The 18887-nt window shown below is 31.1% G+C and carries 17 protein-coding genes; 8 read left to right on the top strand and 9 right to left on the bottom strand.

What is annotated here, in order from left to right:
- Positions 1-96: 96 nt before the first annotated feature.
- The 5 genes from rlmH to MMJJ_RS09030 all read right to left on the bottom strand — a co-directional run bounded on the left by rlmH (position 97) and on the right by MMJJ_RS09030 (position 5533).
- Positions 97-576, bottom strand: a complete 480-nt coding sequence (gene rlmH, locus MMJJ_RS09010; RefSeq protein ID WP_011170981.1) for a 23S rRNA (pseudouridine(1915)-N(3))-methyltransferase RlmH — start codon at positions 574-576, stop codon at positions 97-99.
- Between the two features lie 77 nt (positions 577-653).
- The gene (locus MMJJ_RS09015) at positions 654-1460 is read right to left on the bottom strand and encodes an SPFH domain-containing protein (protein ID WP_104838527.1); all 807 of its coding nucleotides are present in this window, start codon (positions 1458-1460) and stop codon (positions 654-656) included.
- Positions 1461-1496: 36 nt separating this feature from the next.
- Positions 1497-1910 carry an NfeD family protein gene (locus tag MMJJ_RS09020; RefSeq protein ID WP_104838528.1) on the bottom strand — a complete coding sequence of 138 codons (414 nt, stop codon included), beginning with the start codon at positions 1908-1910 and terminating at the stop codon, positions 1497-1499.
- 71 nt (positions 1911-1981) lie between these two features.
- Positions 1982-2581: a dTMP kinase gene (gene tmk / locus MMJJ_RS09025; protein WP_104838529.1), complete on the bottom strand. Its 600-nt coding sequence runs from the start codon at positions 2579-2581 to the stop codon at positions 1982-1984.
- Positions 2582-2602: 21 nt separating this feature from the next.
- Positions 2603-5533, bottom strand: a complete 2931-nt coding sequence (locus tag MMJJ_RS09030; RefSeq protein ID WP_104838530.1) for a HEAT repeat domain-containing protein — start codon at positions 5531-5533, stop codon at positions 2603-2605.
- Positions 5534-5695: 162 nt separating this feature from the next.
- On the opposite strand from MMJJ_RS09030, the gene MMJJ_RS09035 reads away from it, so the two are divergent.
- The 3 genes from MMJJ_RS09035 (at position 5696) to MMJJ_RS09045 (ending at position 8970) form a co-directional block, all read left to right on the top strand.
- Complete coding sequence (locus tag MMJJ_RS09035) at positions 5696-7624, top strand: OB-fold nucleic acid binding domain-containing protein (RefSeq protein WP_104838531.1); 1929 nt, start codon at positions 5696-5698, stop codon at positions 7622-7624.
- 118 nt (positions 7625-7742) lie between these two features.
- Complete coding sequence (locus MMJJ_RS09040; RefSeq protein WP_104838532.1) at positions 7743-8321, top strand: adenylate kinase; 579 nt, start codon at positions 7743-7745, stop codon at positions 8319-8321.
- A 52-nt stretch (positions 8322-8373) separates the two neighbouring features.
- Entirely contained in the window at positions 8374-8970 is a 597-nt protein-coding gene (locus tag MMJJ_RS09045) for an EMC3/TMCO1 family protein (protein ID WP_104838533.1), read from the top strand.
- A 114-nt stretch (positions 8971-9084) separates the two neighbouring features.
- On the opposite strand, the gene MMJJ_RS09050 is transcribed toward MMJJ_RS09045, so the two are convergent.
- The 3 genes from MMJJ_RS09050 to MMJJ_RS09060 all read right to left on the bottom strand — a co-directional run bounded on the left by MMJJ_RS09050 (position 9085) and on the right by MMJJ_RS09060 (position 12098).
- Positions 9085-9444: a hypothetical protein gene (locus MMJJ_RS09050; protein WP_104838534.1), complete on the bottom strand. Its 360-nt coding sequence runs from the start codon at positions 9442-9444 to the stop codon at positions 9085-9087.
- A gap of 87 nt (positions 9445-9531) precedes the next feature.
- The gene (gene rqcH, locus MMJJ_RS09055; protein WP_104838535.1) at positions 9532-11574 is read right to left on the bottom strand and encodes a ribosome rescue protein RqcH; all 2043 of its coding nucleotides are present in this window, start codon (positions 11572-11574) and stop codon (positions 9532-9534) included.
- Positions 11575-11870: 296 nt separating this feature from the next.
- A complete protein-coding gene (locus MMJJ_RS09060; RefSeq protein WP_104838536.1) occupies positions 11871-12098 on the bottom strand; it encodes a hypothetical protein in 228 nt (75 codons plus the stop codon).
- 230 nt (positions 12099-12328) lie between these two features.
- Between MMJJ_RS09060 and MMJJ_RS09065 the strand changes: the two genes are divergently transcribed.
- Positions 12329-12880 carry a hypothetical protein gene (locus MMJJ_RS09065; RefSeq protein ID WP_104838537.1) on the top strand — a complete coding sequence of 184 codons (552 nt, stop codon included), beginning with the start codon at positions 12329-12331 and terminating at the stop codon, positions 12878-12880.
- A 332-nt stretch (positions 12881-13212) separates the two neighbouring features.
- Here the strand turns inward: MMJJ_RS09065 and MMJJ_RS09070 are convergent, their stop codons facing one another.
- Positions 13213-13398: a hypothetical protein gene (locus tag MMJJ_RS09070; RefSeq protein WP_104838538.1), complete on the bottom strand. Its 186-nt coding sequence runs from the start codon at positions 13396-13398 to the stop codon at positions 13213-13215.
- A 223-nt stretch (positions 13399-13621) separates the two neighbouring features.
- Here MMJJ_RS09070 and argS point away from each other — a divergent pair, with 223 nt between their 5' ends.
- From argS to MMJJ_RS09090, 4 genes are all read left to right on the top strand, one after another.
- Entirely contained in the window at positions 13622-15322 is a 1701-nt protein-coding gene (argS, locus tag MMJJ_RS09075; RefSeq protein WP_104838539.1) for an arginine--tRNA ligase, read from the top strand.
- Between the two features lie 144 nt (positions 15323-15466).
- A complete protein-coding gene (locus MMJJ_RS09080; RefSeq protein ID WP_011170969.1) occupies positions 15467-15970 on the top strand; it encodes a hypothetical protein in 504 nt (167 codons plus the stop codon).
- Between the two features lie 12 nt (positions 15971-15982).
- Complete coding sequence (locus tag MMJJ_RS09085) at positions 15983-18115, top strand: ATP-binding protein (protein WP_104838540.1); 2133 nt, start codon at positions 15983-15985, stop codon at positions 18113-18115.
- Positions 18116-18226: 111 nt separating this feature from the next.
- Positions 18227-18829: a TetR/AcrR family transcriptional regulator gene (locus MMJJ_RS09090; RefSeq protein ID WP_104838541.1), complete on the top strand. Its 603-nt coding sequence runs from the start codon at positions 18227-18229 to the stop codon at positions 18827-18829.
- The last annotated feature ends 58 nt before the right edge of the window (positions 18830-18887 follow it).

Consider the following 18887-nt stretch of genomic DNA (forward strand, 5'->3'; position numbering starts at 1 on the left):
ATAAATGGCCCTTAAGTTTTATGATTTTCGATTAATGGTGGATGGTTAATCCTCAAAAATAGAATTTAAAATTATAAATCGTTTTTCTTTAAAACTTTACTTATGATAAGGTTCCCCGCTAATAATTCTAAAACTTCGATAGATCTGTTCTAAAAGAATGACCCTCATTAATTGGTGTGGAAATGTCATTTTTGAAAAAGACAGCTTAAAATCTGAAATTTCTGAAATATTTTTTGATAATCCCAAGGATCCTCCAATAACGAATGTTATATCACTTTTTCCAGAAATTGAAAGGTCGTTTATTTTTTTTGCAAGATCTTCAGAAGTTAATTCTTTTCCCAAAATCTCAAGAGTTATCAAAAATGAATCTTTTTTTAGATATTTTAAAATTCTTTCAGCTTCCTTTTCAAGTATTTTTGATTTTTCAACGTCGCTTGGATTTTCAGGGGTTTTTTCATCGGCAACTTCGATTATATCGAGCTTTGAATATCGTGAAATTCTTTTTGAGTATTCAATAATTGCATCACTTAGATACTTTTCTTTTATTTTTCCAACAGAAATGATTGTTACGTTCATATAAATTTCTCCACTTTAAAGCTTTTAAATTGCCAAAATTAAAAAAAGAATTTGAAAAATATTTAAAAAAGAATTATTTATTGTTTAATGAATTTTTTTGCAACATCCATTAAATTTTCGGAAATTACAAATTTAGTGTTCTCTTTCAATGTGTTTGAAGTTACATCAAGAGCTTTGTAGAGCTGAGCTTCGTTTTTAAAGTAGTTTTGAGCAGATTCTGCAACGATCTGGATTGCTTTTGCCTGACCTTCTGCTTCAATTTTCATACTTTCAGCAGTACCTTGGGCTTTTAAGATTTTACTCTGTTTTTCACCCTCTGCTTCCAATATGGCAGCTCTTTTTAACCTTTCAGCTTTCATCTGTTGGGTCATTGCGTTTTTAATGTCGGTTGGAGGTTCAATTTCTCTCAATTCAACTTTTTCAACCTTTACTCCCCATGCATCAGTATCCCTATCAAGCGTTTCTAAAAGCTGTGAATTGATAAATTCTCTTTTGTTTAACGCATCATCAAGTTCTAGGCTACCAATTATTGCTCTCAAAGAAGTTTGTGCAAGGTTTATAATTGCGTACTGGAAGTTTTGAACCTCTAAAATTGCTCTGTTTACATCCATTACTCGGTAGTAAATAACTGCATCGATTCTAACCCCTGCGTTATCTCTTGTAATCATTTCTTGTGGCGGAACATCGATTACTTTAGTTCTTACATCTACTTTTATAGGTACATCGATAAATGGAATTATGAAATTAACTCCTGGATTTAATCTTCCCCTAACTTTTCCAAGCCTGAATATAAGTCCGAGTTCAAACTGGTTTACGATAATAACTGATTTTATTATTAATACCAGCAAAAATATACCCAATAGCAAATTAAGCCAAAAAGACATAAATCTCCCCCTAATCTAGGTTTTTACAAATTATAATCATTCATTTAGTTCTTCAATAATTAAAGATACTCCTTCAATACCTACAACAATTACTTTTGAACCTTTTTTTATCGGGTTTTCAGATTTTGCCTGCCATTTTTCCCCGTGTATTATGACATGGCCGTAGTTATTTTCATCAATTTCATCAACAAGGTCCCCATGTTCACCAATTAAGTTTTCAGCACCGATTTTTACATTTAAACCGGTTTTATAGACAAACCTTTTCATGATGTATGCAGTGATTAAACCTGCAAGTAATGCTGATGGAAGTGCAAATTGTGGCGCATAAAGTAAAAATATTCCATAAATAAGCACTGCAACACCAGCGACTGGGAAATTAAGCCCTGGAAGGAATGCTTCGAGGAGTATTAACCCCATGCCGATTATAATTGTTATATAACCTAAGTCCATGATACACCTTTAAAGATTAGATTATTTATATAGTGCACTAAATAATCTATTTGCTAAGAACAATATATAGTTTATTGTATAATATCTGGAATTTTATCGACAATCGCGTTTAAAATTTCGTTAAAAACCTGATTTATTGGTTTTGAAGTTGTATCAATTACAATAAATCCATATTTTGGTATGAATTTTCCATTCTCTGAATTTATAAGGTTGTAATATCCTTCTTTTATTTTTTTCTGAAATTCCAGTTTTTCAAATATTTCCTTCTCTCTGGACTCCATTCTTTTTAAAGCTTCATTTAAATCCACATCGAGTAAAACCACAAGATCTGGAATTTTTGCATAATCGTTAATCTTGTATATAAAATCTTTTGGAATTCCTTGTGTCATCTGGTAAACTATCGAAGAGTATACATAACGGTCCGAAACAACGTGAGATTTTTTCAAATCTTCTTCGATTTTTGAAACGTGTTCAACACGATCTGCTGCAAAAAGGAGAGCGAGAGTTTCTTTATTGCATTTAGAACCTGCTAAAATTTCTCTAATAGATTTTCCAATTTTTCCGTCAGTTGGTTCAAATGTAAAATTTGCATTTAATTTTTCAGCTATGAGTTTTGCCTGAGTAGTTTTTCCACAGCCGTCAATTCCTTCAAAAACGATGAATTTGTTCATAATATTACCAAAAAGAGATAATTAATGTTTTTGTCTTAATTTATTGTAGTATGATAATTTTAATCTCATTATTTCTTCTTTTATGCTCCATGTTCCGTAATTTTCAAGTTTATCAAGTTGGGGCATAACTTTTTCAAGGATTTTCATGTCCTTTTGACCGAATTTTTTCAATGTAAGTAGTGTTTTTAATATTACTGATTCATCACCGTCATTTAAAAGACTGATTATTTTTGGAATTGCAGGTTTTATTAAATCTGGGTCAATATCTGCCAAAATTCCTAATGCTGCATTTTTAACTTTCCAGTGTGGATCATCTAACTTTTCCATTACAATATCTAAATATCCGTAGTGCCCTTCGTTGATGAAATCTCGAACTGATTGGAGCGCTTCTACTTTTACAGTCCAGTCCCCACTTTCAAGTAGGTTTTCAATACGTCTGATTCTGTCATACGCAGTTTTTTGACACGATGGCTGAACAGCACGGCCTAATTTTTCCAATATTCCTTTTGATAATCCTGAAATGACGGGATTTTTATCCTCAGTAGCTTCAAGACACCAATTTATAATTTCGTAGTGGTAATGGTCTGCTTTTGGATTTTTAATTAAGTTTTCAAGGATTTTATATGCATAAGCTCTCCTATACCAGTGTTCGTCATTTTTAAATTTCGAAACAACAGACATTAAGTTTTCAATACTATCTATTTCTTTAGTTCGGATACTAAGTGCGTAGAACGCTTCATCGACTCCAAATTTTCCGTCTTTTATAATTTCAAGCAGTTCATCGCTTTTTTTGAAAAGGTAGTTTATTGAAGTTTCCCTATCTATTTCTGGACTTTCATAATCGATCATTTCAAGTAATTTTCCGGCAAATTCTCTTATTTCAAATATCCTGTCCGACAATGCGATATTAATTAGATCTATTATGAAATCATCGATAATCTTTGGATCCATTATTGATATTTTTTCAAGAATCGAAAGACCAGTCATTCTTACTTTCCAGTTATGCTCATTCAAATGCATTTTTATGATCAATTTTACGGATTTTTGGTCTTCATTAGACACGCATGTCGAATATTCCTTCAATTTTTCGCAAATGCTTTCCGAAGTTAAATCCATATCAACCCCATAAAGGATACAAAACATATCGCATCCATAGTCACGATACTTCCTGCAAATGTCGATAAACATTGAAATAACTTTTTCATCGTTTTGGTTCTGTAACAATAAGTATCTTATAATTCCAAGTGCGGAATAAGGGAATGCTTCTAGGTATTTTTGGAAGTTGTCCAGATTAATTTCTTTTTTATCTATTTCAGTATCGAAGTCAAATTTTAAAACAAGTTTTGCAACTTCAGAAACAAGTTTTGTCGAATCGTTCAGTGCCATATAAAGCAAATATCCTGCAATTTCTGAACGTTTATCTTCAGTACCTTCAATTTTCTTTAAAAATTCAGCGAAATTTCTAAGTATCAGTATGTAATTTAGCCTTACAAAGACATTTGGATCATTTATCTTTAAAATTGGTTCTAAATGCCCATCCAATGCTTCTAAAATATAAAATGGATCGTTACTGTTGTGTAATATGGCCCGAATAATCCAGAGACCTTGTGCACGAACCATTCCGTAATTGTCTTCCATAGATTTTATTATTAGGTCAATGGAGCTATCAATATAATCTTGGTTGTTTTTAGCTAAATTTCCAAGGTCATTCATTAAATTTATTTTAGAAATCCAATGTTCAGAATCCCACGAGTGTACAATCTCACCAACGCTATCTCTTAGCTTGGTAACTGAATTTTCATCGATATTTTCGCTCATATATGGGTAATTATCGGGATTACTTAATTCGTTTAAAAATTTTAATTTTATTTCATCTGAAACATCACGCATAATGCTCCTGTCGATGGCCGAGATGAATACAGTTATGTGGTTATCAGCAAAAGCCGATAGAATCTGTTCAGAACTTCTAGAATCTATCAATTGGATTGCAACTGCACGGATTAATGAATTTGAATGGTGTAATAGTTCTAAATTTGTTATTTTTTCTTCTATTAAGTAAAACCCGATCAATGCAGCAAATGTTAAAAGCCAATCTTTTTCATTTTTAATTGTTTTATTGGCTTCGTGTATAAGTATTGTTTTTAGATATGGTTTGGTTTTTGAAAGTAATCCTATCGTGTAGAACATTTTAGCTTTTACAAACCTATCGGTATTTTCGGAAGTAAATAATTTCAATAAATCTTCCATAAGCTCGTTATTTGCATTTTCAGGGTTTTTTTCGATAGATGACAGCCCAACGTGATTAAGTACTGGATCTGGACTGTTTATCAGTTTTTTGATATAGCTTGGAGGGTATTGGGCATTAAAATCAAGGTGTAGATATACTTTATTTATTACATCTACAATTTCTTCGATTGTTTCATTATCATCGGATTCGAGCAATATCCATGAAAATATGCCTATTTTTAAATGATTTTTATTAATCATTGATTCAATTAATTCCGGAAGAATAGAGTCAATTAAGTCAGGGTCAACAGGTGCCATTTTCCAAATATTTATAATGGCTCCTAATTTTTCGTAATAATCCTCTGAATGGATACTCTTTGAAAGTATTGTATTATATCTTGAAATTGCGTATTGTATCAGAGGTTTATTTAAAAGTTCATTTGAAATTTCTTTTATTGCTTTATTATCATAATTTGAAAGTCTTAAAAGATGCGGTACTATTTTGTAAGCTAATTGGGGGTACTGTTTTATGATATTGTTTGTAGCCCAAAGCGTTCGTGCCTGCATTACGGTTTTTGGAGATTCAAGTTCAATAAGTAAATTATTAAGTACGTAATCTGCATCGTCTTGTGATTCGTAGACAATGTTTCCTAACCTATTTACAGCATCTAATTTAGCATACCAGCTTTCTTTTTTAAGGTCAGATACGATTCTTTTAATGTTCATGATTTCCCAAGTATTCTAAATCGTTAAGTATATATTCTGATTACTTTTGTCATATATTATATACAAACAAATATAAAAATGGATGTTCAACATTATTATAGCTTTTATGTAGGTAAGGTAGATACTTCTGAATACTTCTGAAAAATTCACCGGTGTAGTTTTATGAATATTGACAAGTTAAAACAAAAAATATTATCAAAAATCTCAGAAAAAGAGCTTGAGAAAAAAGTAAATGAAAAAATCGAGGAAAATTCCGGACTTCTTGGTGAAGAAAGTGCAGTAATGCTAGTTGCACAGGAACTCGGGATAGAAATAACTTACGGCGACGATGAAGAAGAATATGATTTTTCGATTAAAGATATCGCTGACGGGCAGAAAAATGTTGAAGTCACAGGAAAAATTATTGAAATTTCACCTGCAAAAGACTTTAACCGAAAAGATGGAAGCACTGGAAAACTTGCATCAGTTACTATCGGGGACAATACTGGAATTACCAGACTTACGCTTTGGAACGACAAAACGGATCTTATTGAAGGCTTAAAAAAAGGGGATGTTGTAAAAATTGAAAATGCATTTAGCAGAAAGTGGAATGACAAAGTCGAATTAAACAGCGGTTCAGAATTATCGATTGAAAAACTTAAAAAATACGATGAATCGAGATATCCTATTTTAAAAGATAATTATAAGATTTCAGAATTAATGCCGAATTTATCAGGAACAATTAATGCAGAAGTTGTTGCAGCATATCCTAAAAAAGAATTCAGCAGAAAAGATGGAACAAAAGGTCAGCTAAAATCTTTATTTTTAAAAGATGATACAGGAAGTATAAGGGGAACTCTCTGGAATGAACTTGCAGATTTTGAAGTTAAAAAAGGAGATATCGCAGAAGTAAGCGGTTATGTAAAACAGGGTTATTCCGGACTTGAAATTTCTGTTGATAATATTGGAATAATTGAAAAATCCGTTAAAGAAGAAAAACCTGTTGAAAAATTGAGTATTTCTGAACTTACAAGCTTTGATGGAGAATACGTTACAGTTTCTGGAAATATTGTTAACATTTCAGGTTCAAGAGAAGTTAAATTTAGTGACAGAACTGCAGAAGTTCAGGATATTTACATAAACGATGGAACTGGAATGGTAAAAACTGCATTTTGGGGTACAAACAGGAGTATTCTTGACGGCTTAAAAGAAGGAGATTACGTAACAATCTCAAATGCTAAATTAAGAACCTACACTGATAATACTGGTGAAAAAAGGGCTGATTTAACTTATAACTACATGTCAGAACTTAAAAAAGACGAAACTGCAAGTAAAAAAATATTAGAAGAAATAACCGAGATTAAAGATATTTTGAATGGAAGTGCAGACAACTCCGATGTAACAGTTGTTGCAATGGTTACAAATGCATATCCTGTAAATGAGTTCCAAAGAAGCAGCGGTGGAACTGGAAAAGTTAGAAATATTATGTTAGAAGATGGAACTGGAAGCATAAGAATGGCTTTATGGGATAGTGACGCAGAAACCGAAATTTCCGAAGGAGATGTTGTAAAGCTAATACACGGGTATGCTAAAGAAAGCGGAGAATACATGGATTTATCAACCGGAAGGTTTGGAAGAATCGAAGTAAATCCAAAAGGAGTTTCAATAAAATCCCCTAGAAATTATATCGCAGACCTTGAAGAAGGAGTTTCAACCGAAATTAACGGAACTATCGTGGACTACCGAAAACAAGATGTAATTCTTAATTTATGTCCAAACTGTAGAAAAAGACTGAATCTGGTTGATAATAAATACCTGTGCGAAGTTTGTGGGGAAGTTGAACCAAATGAACTTCTGGTTTCAAATTTAACAGTTGATGATGGTACAGGCGTTATTAACTGTAGGGTATATGGAAATAATGTTGAAAAAGTAACTGAACTTTCAAAAAATAAATTAAAAGAAATGAATATGGATGCACTTGCAGATGTGCTTGGAAAAGATGTTTTATTCTATGGAACCCCTTCATTTAGAAATGATGACTTGGAATTTGCAGTAAAACGGGTTAATTTCGTAGATGTATCAAAAGAATTGGAAGTTTTAAAGCAACTTTAACTTTTTTATTTTTTTCAAATATTGGATAACGTATATATATTTAGATTTAGATAGTAAATAGGGCGCATAACTCAAGTGTTTTTATTTTTATTCATTTTAACAGTAAAACGGTGGTTTAATGAAAAACAAAGTTGTTGTAGTAACTGGTGTACCTGGTGTTGGCGGTACAACTGTAACGCAAAAAGCAATGGATATTTTATCAGAAGAAGGATTAAACTACAAAATGGTTAACTTTGGAAGTGCAATGTTTGACGTTGCAAACGAAGAAGGACTGGCATCTGACAGAGACCAAATGAGAAAATTAGATCCTGAAACTCAAAAAAGAATCCAGAAAATGGCTGGAAGAAAAATTGCGGAAATGGCAAAAGAATCCCCTGTTGCAGTAGATACACACAGCACAGTAAAAACCCCTAAAGGATACTTACCTGGACTTCCTGCATGGGTTTTAACTGAATTAAATCCAGACATTGTAATTGTTGTTGAAACAGACGGTGACGAAATCTTGATGAGAAGATTAAGTGACGAGTCAAGGAAAAGAGATCTCGAAACAACTGCAAGCATCGAAGAACACCAATTTATGAATCGGGCTGCTGCAATGAGTTACGGTGTTTTAACCGGTGCAACTGTAAAAATTGTTAAAAATAAAAACGGTCTTGTTGACAACGCAGTTGAAGATTTAATGTCAGTTTTAAGATAATCTATATATATTTTAACTTTTTTAATATTTATTATGATAAAGGGGAAAAAACATGTTTGAATCTATTTATTCCGCATTTTACAATGCATTGGATGCGATTTTTTTACCTATGGTACAAACAATGGATCCTGCAATTTTTATATTTGTAACTGCTCTTTTAGTATCTTTTATTATTAATTTAGCAACCAAAGTATTAGTAAATCAGGACAGGATGGCAGAACTGAAAAATGAACTTCAAGAATTTCAGGTAAAAGCAAAAAAAGCATCAAAAGATCCTGAATTAATGGCTGAACTTCAAAAAGAACAGCAAAAAATGATGACAATGCAGATGGAAATGATGAAAATGAGTTTTAAACCCATGATTTACACCTGGGTTCCAATAATCATCATATTTGCTTACTTAAGACACGTATACGACTTTGGTGGAATTTACCACACAATGCAGCCTGCATGGGATGGAGCTATAGTTCAACTTCCAGTAATCATTTCAAAAATAATTTTTATTGGAATCTGGCACTGGATTGGCGGAATATTCTACCACGGTGGATTTGGCGTAGTTTCAAGCACAGTTCTTGGATGGCTTGGATGGTACATCATGTGTTCAATGGGAACGTCAATGGTACTTAGAAAATTAATGGGTATCAAATAAACGCCAAAAATAAATTATTATATCTTATTTTTAAATTTCTCTTTTTAGAACTTTTTTTAATTTATGATCTAAAAACATATCTAAAAAAGATAGAATTTAATGATTTAAAAGAATTTAAAGATAATAATCGACGATAAAATAAAACAAAACACTAATTTCATCCATTTCTTTAAATTCGAAATTTGGAATATTATTTTCTGTTGGATTGAAGCAATCCTCACTTAAATTTTTAAACAAAACTTCAACTTTAATGTTTTCTGGAAGATTTTCTTTGAAATATTTGCTTTTTGAAATAATCTCTTCCACTATTGATTTAACATCCGAAGCACTGAATTTTCCGTCATGTTCGGGAATGTACGTAATTTTTGTTTTTAACTTTTCTCGAGTTTCAAAAGTCATCCAGAAATCTCCAAAATCCGTTTTTGGAATTCTGTAGTCTTTTATTTCAAAACTTCTCTGAATTGTATTTTTCATGAAAACCAACTTCAATAATTTTTATTTAGTTTCATCTTTAATTTGGGGATTAATATGCCTTATGATTTGAATTTAAAAAATTAAAAATTATTTTAGTTTTATTTCGGTCTCTCCTGGAGGAAGTGCCCTTAAAATATCTTCATCATCGACCTCAAAGTCACTAAATTCTTTTAAAAGCTCTTTTACAAGGTCGCTCTTTTTTAATTTTCCAGGTTTTAATAATATCCATTTTTCAAAAGTTTCTTTTGCAATCGATTCAGGGGCAGTAGTTAATCTTAATTTTCCATCGTAATTTAACGTACCGATTCCAAGTTCAAGCGCAGCACTTCTTATGAAGTTTCTTTTTCCGCGAATTACAAAAGCTCCTTTTTTTAAGTATTCTCCACTTTCAGCAGTTTTTGAAATCTGGTCTGGTCTTACCCAGTAGACATCTGCACTTCCAATTCCAAGTTTCCATGCTCTCGAGTGCGACGCTGCAAATTTTGCAACTTCAAACATTATATTTTCATCAGGTATTTCTTCAGAGCCTTCTGTTCTAATTATTGTAAATGGTGCTCCTTCCATAAGCGTGTGAAATACTATATCGTTTTTTTCAACATATCTTTTAATCAGCATCTCGTTTGTTGTTGCATCCTTTCCTGCAACAATTAAATATCCGCCGATAACGGTCCATTTCAATTTTTCGTACCATTTCAGTACTTTTCTTTCCTTTTTCTTAATATTTTCTTCTTTTTCTTTCAATACTTCTGAATCAAGTTTTTCTTTATCCTTTAACTCGGCAAGTTTTTTTTCAGAAATTTTTAAAGCTTCAATTACTCCTTGAACTTTATTTTTAAATTTCTTTGATTTCTGGTAAACTATATCTGCATTTTCAAAAGCATTTTTTCTTAAATCTACTGGTACGGTGTCCTCAATAAGTCCATTTCCGTAGTCAGCAGATAGTTTTAGAGTTAATTCTGCATTTTTTTCATTCACATTTATTATTTTACTTAAAATCGGGTGGGTTTTATTTTCTTTAATGACATTTTTAATGCCATTCCAGTCCATTTTTTCTCTTGCATCTTTAATTGTGCTTACAATTTCATCTACAAGAGAATAATTTGCATAAATCAAATCTCCACGTTTATGGTTTGAAACGGATTGTTTTTCGTATTTGTCTTTGGTATCAAGCTGGCTTTTTAATATACGCTCCTGTTTTTTCACGAGTTTTTGTAATTTTGATTCAGCCTGCTTAATCTCTTTTTTCATGATAAATCTTGAGAAATATTCATCAAGCGCAGTTAAAAAACTTTCATAATGTTTTATTTCATTTTCTTTTAGATTTTCATGTATTTTTAAATCAATCGGGTCGATATTCACAAATTCTCCATTCTTAAGTGTAGATTTTGGTTTTAGTTCGCCAAATACTTTTTTAAAGAACGATTTTGATCCTTCAAAGAGTTTTTCAATGTCTTCGTTTTTTGGATTCTTCAAATTTTTATCAATTTCTGAATTTAGACAGATTTCTTCCGAATAAACTCCAGCAAGTCCAAAAGTCCTTGAAATTATTCTTACAGCTTCAGTATCTTTGTTTTCTTCCTTTTCAAATTCTTCTAAAAACAATTTCTTAGCAAGAGAATAATCTAGATTTTTTGGATCGAGGTCCTTTTGAGGCGGGAATTTGTAAATTTCTTTTGGAACGATTTTTCTCGTACTCCACCTTTCAATTTTTAACGGGAGAATAATTTTATCTTCACTATCGAGGAGTATTGCGTTTCCGTCTCCAAATAACTCGATAATCAGTTTATATTTTAATTCATTCCATTCAAAATTGAAAATTATAATCCTGTCAAAGTTATGCTGGGCAACACTAGTTATTTTAATGTTTTTCAAATGTTTCCTAAGCAGCATTACAAAAGAAGGAGGATTTCTTGGTTTTTCTCTTTCGTATTCCGTAAGTGTTATGTATTTGTATTTTCCAAGGCCTATTGCAATTTCTCTTGAACCGATTTCAGGAATATGTACTTTTAAAATTAATTCCTTTCCGTCCTGATTATTTACTAAAAAAGCCTTGTCCAATTTTCCGTTGATTACATTTTGAAGTTCAGATACTGCGGCACTGATATCAACGTTTGTCATCTCTGTTTTCATAAAAATCTCTTCCAAATTCCAGATTATAAATTTTTTAAAGAATAATAATTATCTAAATTCTATATGTTTTATCACGGTAATATTCATGTATTTTGACGATTACACGTTTATCATAGTATATAAACAAAATATATTAAGATATACGTAAAAGGTGTAACCATCTGAGAAAGAAGTTTACTTTCAAGATAAGTAAAAATTAAAACTTTACAAAAAAGAATCTAAGAAAACTGGGATTTAATAGTTTTTAATAGCTTAAATTTTTCAATATTTAAATTAAGTTCCGATTTATTGTAATTTTAAAAAATAAGTTCCAGAAATGCAATTCCAAGTATTGAAACAACTATGAAAAATCCCAGTAAGACATTAAGGTCGTGAAATAATTCAAGTATATATTCATTTTTAAATCCAAATGCCTGAAACACGTTTAAACTTATAAGAATTGAAAACATCACTACAATAACAATAAAAAACATGTAGGAAATATCTTTTTTGAAATATCTTTTTATTTGAGAATCAATAGCCATATTAACCCTTTTTCGTCCCGATTAACATTCGAAACAATATTTATTTGATAATATATTTTATTTGCGATTTAATTAAATAATTAGGCCATTAATATATTAAATATCTAAATATCAAAACAATGGAAATTTAATATTTTGATAACTTCAACATTTTTAAATATATTCTTGAAAATAAGTATATTGGGACAGAACTAATTATTTTGGGACTTTAAATTTATTTTGGTGTGAAAATGGATATGGATGAACTTCAAAACTCTATTTTAGAAAAAATGTATTCAGAATACCGTAAAGGGAATATCGGCCTTCAAAGAAAGGATTTTAAAGAAGTAGAACCTAATGACCAAAAACTTGATAGTGCATTTAAAACTTTAAAATCAAGCGGATACTTAGAAATCAAGTCAAGAGTTCATACAACAATTGGTATTTTTTACATCGTGACGCTTTCTAAAAGTGGAATGGCATTTATTGAAAATTCAAAACATTTTAAAAACAAATTTCAAGATTTTGACCCCGTAATTCGTGATGACGATATTATATTTGGAATGGGAAGTGAACATGTAATTACAATATTGCCATTTAAAAGAGTTTATGATGAAATTAATAATAAAAATCCAGAAAACCGGATTGAAATTGTTAAAAACGTTCGAATAATTGAAAAAGAACTTTCAAATGAAATAATTAACAAATCAAATGTAAAGACTGCACTAAATCATCTTAAAAATAATGCAAGCTGGATTTTGCCGGGCGTTTTTGGTTCAATAATTGCAATGTTTGAAAAATAATTCTGACGTTTTTATAAAGCGTGTTAAAAAATAAAATTACGATATATAATTTACGATATGATAACAATAGTAATCATTAATACATGATATGGGATATATTCAAATATTGTGTGGGAACGCCAAAACCGTTGGATTTAATTTGGGGATACTAAACAATATCTTTGGATAATTATTTTTGGGTTGACTTAAAAGTGAAATATTTATTTCACAACCTATATTCCCACACAAATTTTTTGGTATGCTTTTTTAAATAAGATTTAAAATAATTTTCAAGAATAAAAATTTTTAAAGTATATTACAATCTGATCGGCCCGATAAAAAAGATAACTTTCTTATTTTCCTTTTTTTAACGTATTGGCTAAATAAAGTAAATATATGCAGAATACTAAACATAAAATACCCATGATGGGATTTATATATGCAAAAACCAGTGCAGATATCGGAAATCCTAAAAAAAACGTTATTGCAATAATTATTTCCCCAAGAGTTTTTCGACCTGCGTTTTTAATAAGTCCCATGTCAAACACCCCAATTTTTGTTGAATTTTTAAACTAAGTTAGGTATTTTAAATTATATTCAAAATAAATTCCTTTTAATTAGCAGGGTACTAAATAAAAAAACATAATTTTAATAAACAGTACCTTTTTTCGTGTTTAATTATATATATTTAAAAGCCATGAATATATGTTATTGCAGATATGATTTAAGAACTTAAAATAGAAACACAAGGCGAGGCAGATTATGGACGTTGAAAATTTGATAATAACGACCTTAAAAGATAAAGTAAAGGAATTAACCGGAAATGAGATGGATATAAGACTTGACGAACCGCCTGCAATAAACTTAGGGGATTACTCAACAAATATTTCATTTAGGCTTGCAAAAGAGTTAAAAAAAGCTCCAAAAATGATTGCAGAAGATATTGCAAATTCATTAAGTATTTTGGGAATTGAAAAAATTGAAGCTGTAAATGGATACATTAATTTTTTCATGAATTATTCAGACTTTTCAAAAGAAACAGTCTCAAAAATAACTTCTGAAAAAGAAAACTTTGGAAAACTTGAAAAAAGAAATGAAAAAGTAATTTTGGAGCACACTTCCGCAAATCCAAACGGACCTTTCCATATTGGTCATGGAAGAAACATGGTTATTGGGGACAGCTTAAAAAGAATACTCATTGCATCAGGATATGATGTAGAAACGCAGTACTATGTAAATGACATGGGACGGCAAGAAGCAATCGTTGTTTTTGGAAATGAAAAATTTGAACTCGACAAATCTAAAAAAGCAGACCATGGAATTGGTGAAGTTTACGTTGAAACAAACAAACTGCTTGCAGAAAACGAAGAACTCGAACAGGAAATTCTAAATTTAATGAAAAATTATGAAAGTGCCTGTGAATCAGGAATTGAAAACGAATTAACTGAAAAATTTAAAAATGCAGTTAATTATTCATTAGGCGGATTTAAAGAAACACTTTCAACACTAAATATCTACCACGATAAATTTGTCTGGGAAAGCGAATTTGTAAAAAGCGGGATGGTAAGGGAAGTAATAAACCGGCTGATGAATACTGGAAAAGTTGTTGAAGATGAAGTTTACAGGCTCGACCTTTCAGATTACGGAATCGAAAAAAAGCTTGTTTTAGCAAGATTAAATGGAACAAGTCTTTATTCAACAAGAGATATTGCATACCACATTAATAAAATGGAAAACTGCGACTTTGCAGTTAATCTGCTTGGAGCAGACCACAAATTAACCGCAGTAATGGTTAACAAGACGTTAGCACTTTTAGGATACAACGAAGCTGAAGTTGTATTTTACGAATTTATTTCGCTTCCAGAAGGCTCAATGAGTACGAGAAGAGGTAGATTCATCAGTATGGATGAACTCTTTGAAGAAGCAAAATCAAGAGCTGCTGAAGAAGTTAGAAAAAGAGGCGTTGCACAAAGCGAAGAAGAAATCGAAGAAATCGCAAAAAAAATTGCGGTTGGTGCTGTAAGGTACAATATTGTTAGAATTGCACCCGAAAAACCAATGGTATTCAGGTGGGATGAAGCACTTGACTTTGAAAAAGTTGGATGTCCGGTTATCCAGTACGCTCATGCAAGATGTTCAAGAATTTTAGAAAATGTCGAAAATATTTCCAATGATAATTTATTTGCATACGAAATGAATGAAAATGAAAAAACAATTGTTAAGTTGCTTTCAAAATTACCAAAAATCGTTGAAAAAGCTGCAGAAGTTAGAAAACCTCAGATTGTTGCAAATTACGTGCTTGACATTGCACAAGGTTTTAACAAATTCTACGCAAACTGTCCAGTTTTAAAAGAAGAAAACGAGACAGTTAGAACTTCAAGACTCGCAATTGTAAGTACTACAAAAACAGTTTTGGAAAATACACTCGATCTTTTAGGTATTGAAATGCCCGGAAAGATGTAAATTAAAGTTTTTATCTTTTTTTATCTTTAATTTTTTAAATTTTACTCGGATATTTGTGGAAAAATCGTTGTACTGAATATTTATATTAAATAAAATAGATATTAAATTCTCATTTTACAATCATTACAAAAATTCAGTGAAAAAATGGACGTTTATGATATTTTATTCTTAAAATGCACGGAATACGAAGTAGTTGTAAACGAAAGACACGTTCCGCTTTGGATGTTATCTAAATCCGATGAAGAACGAATAAATTTTGATCTTCCGTGGACAAATTTACAGGATCTTGCAATATCTCTCTATGAATTAAAAAGAGAACAGCAAAAGTCAAAAGAGCTTTTAAAGTGTAATCTCGAAGAAATAATTGTTGGAATTTCTTATTTAAAATCTAAAAAGTCAGGTTCTCTTTTATCAGACGAATCAATGGCAATAAAAGCTTGTATGGACTATTTATCTGAATTTATAACTGCAAGGATAAATTGTATATATAGATATTATTATCCAATGAAAACCCCGCCAAACAAATCGCTTTTTGATGAAGTAATTCTTAAATTCCCACAAAAAAAAGATATAAAAGCTAAAAACAGGCAGGATTTTGAAGAAATAATTTCAAAACTTAAAAAATACGATTTTAATTTACAAAATTAATTTTGTGATATTATGGAATTTGATGAAGAAGTTTTTTTGACCCTGTACGGCGATAAATTAAAAAAATACATGAAAGACCAGATTTCACAAAAGATGGTTAAAAATAACGTTTTTGAATTTGATATAGGCGAATTTTTAAAAAATTATTCGGATTCGTGTGACATAAACGATCAAATTATTGAAAATCCAAAATTAGTCGAAGATCCTCTATTATATGTTTTTAAAGAATCCTACATAGATCTTTTTGGTGAAGATGAGCATGTAAAAAAGGAACTCGAAAAAACACAGATTGCATTTAAGAATCCGCTTGGATGCGACAAAAAAATCGATGAAATAACGTCGTCAGAAATGAACAGGCTCGTTAAATTCGAAGGAAATATCATAAAAGCGGCAAAAGTTTGCGCATTATTAAAAAAAGCATGTTTCGTCTGTCGAGCATGCGGTGAAATTTCATATAAAACAATTCACGACTATTTTGAACAGCCAAGAAGCTACTGTAAAAATCAAAACTGCAGAAGCGAAATGTCAATTGATTACGATAGTTCTGCTTATGTAAATATTCAGGAACTTGAAATACAGCAGCCAATTGATTTAATGAGAAATCCTGACGATCCTCCAAGAAGTATTCGTGTTTTTTTAGAAAATTCTGATGGAATTTACTCTGGACGGGTGGATGTTGTAGGAACGGTTATGAAAAAGCTTACACGTCCAAATATGCCTGTTTTTGAAATTTATGCGAAAAGTAACCATGTAAAACTCGGCGAAAGCTTCCAAAAGATTGAAGTAAAAGACATCATAAACAACTACGATTTAATAAATACCCTGGATGAACTTGGGAAAAAGGAAAATATAATTGATATTCTTTCAAATTATTTAATACCTCAAATTAAAGGTTACGATCTTGTAAAAAAAGCAATATTTTTACAGCAAGTAAAAGCATGTACTAAATTTTTACCCGATGGATCAGAACTTAGGAAAGACAGCCACATTTTATTGATAACGGATCCGGGAATTGGAAAGTCTACAATGCTTAGAAAAATTTCAAGACTTTTCCCACAAAATTCCTATGCGTCAGTTACAACTGCAACAGGTGGTGGATTAACTGCAAATGTTGTAAGGGAGGCTACAGAAATTGGGGATGGCTGGGTTGTAAAACCTGGAGTATTCGTTCGTGCAAATGAGGGAACTGCATGTATTGATGAATTAACTGTTGATAAAAACGTTATGAAATATATTTTAGAAGCAATGGAGTCCCAGACTATACACGTGAATAAAGGGGGAATTAATGTAAAACTTCCTGCAAGGTGTGCGGTTTTAGCAGCTTGCAACCCAAAAAGAGGTAGATTTGATAGAAACATGGGCGTAGTCGAACAGATTGGAATTCCAGCACCCTTGTTAAGCCGTTTTGATTTGATATTCCCTTTAAAAGATTCCCCTGATAGGCGAAGGGATGCAGAGATTGCAGAACACATACTTGATACACACGTTGAAACTGCAACGAAAAACTATTCAAAAGTTCTTGGTTCAATCAAAATAGATGGAATAACTGTTGATGAAAATTTAATTAAGAATTATATAATTTATGCGAGAACCTGTGCATATTTCGATGAAAATCATCATTTGTATGCTGGAGAGGTTGATGAAAGGAAAATAAAAAGTCCACCCCTTTCAAAAGGCGCCAAAAAATTGATTCGGGATTATTACGTTGACATGAGAAAGCTTGGGGAAGGAAACAATCCAGTCCCCGTTACTGCAAGACAATTAGAAGCTGCAATAAGAATTTCAGAAATGCATGCAAAAGCAAGGCTTTCAAGAGAAGTAGAAGAAAAAGATGCGAAAATTGCAATTGATATAATTGAAGAATGTTTAAGGCAAGTTGCATATGATCCTGAAACTGGAAAATTTGACATAGATAAAGGAATGGGTGAAATTCCAAAATCTAAAGTCGATAAAATGGATAAAATCGTGGATATTATTCGTGAACTTTCAGTATTAAGTAGCAACGGTCTTGCCGATGAATGCGATATTGTAGAAAAAGCTTCAGAATTTCAGATTTCTGAAAAGGATGTTTCAGACATGCTTTCAAAATTAAAGAAGAGTGCAGATGTATTCAGCCCAAAATATGGATATTATAGATTAACTTAAAATTATTTCTAAAATAAAGTCTTTTTTAATTTTTGTTTTACCATTTTTTCAGATAAGTTTATATATACAAACGTCAATGTAAAGTACATACCTTCTGGTAGGTATGGTATCATGAGTACAAAAGAAAAAATAGTGCAGAACGCTGCAAAGCTGTTTCTTACAAAAGGATACAAGCAAACGTCTTTAAATGAAATAGCCGAAAAAACAGGTATTACTAAAGGTGGAATTTACCACCATTTTAAAGATAAAAATGAACTTTTTGTAGAAATGGCCGAGTATTTCAAATCTAAATTTGCTTCGCTTTTAACAAAAATGGAGCAAGAATCATCTTTAGAAGATTTGTTGAAGAATTATTTTGAAAATTCTGAAATTTTGATGCAGGAAATTGCAGAATATCTTGAATTAACTCTTAAAGATATCAAACATTTTTCAGAATTTCAATCAAGATTTACATTAGATGCAATCCAATACGGTCCAAAAGATATGGACTTTACAATGCACACAAAATCGATGTATTCCCTTTTGAAAAAAAAGATAGAACTCGCCAAAAAAAATGGGGAGATTTTAGAAGAAATCGATTCAAAAGAAATTTCATTAGAGATTATTGCAATCATTGAGGGTTATTCAAATTTAAGGCGATTAAAATTAATGGATGACTCTTATGAATATGGAAATAAGTGCTTTGAACGATTGTGGAATCGAATAAAAAAATAAACGGCATGAAAAATACGAAAGATATGTTTTTTCATATTCGAGTAAATACCATCCGGTA

This window comes from Methanococcus maripaludis (assembly GCF_002945325.1).
In the GTDB taxonomy this organism is placed as follows: domain Archaea; phylum AGJL01; class Methanococci; order Methanococcales; family Methanococcaceae; genus Methanococcus; species Methanococcus maripaludis.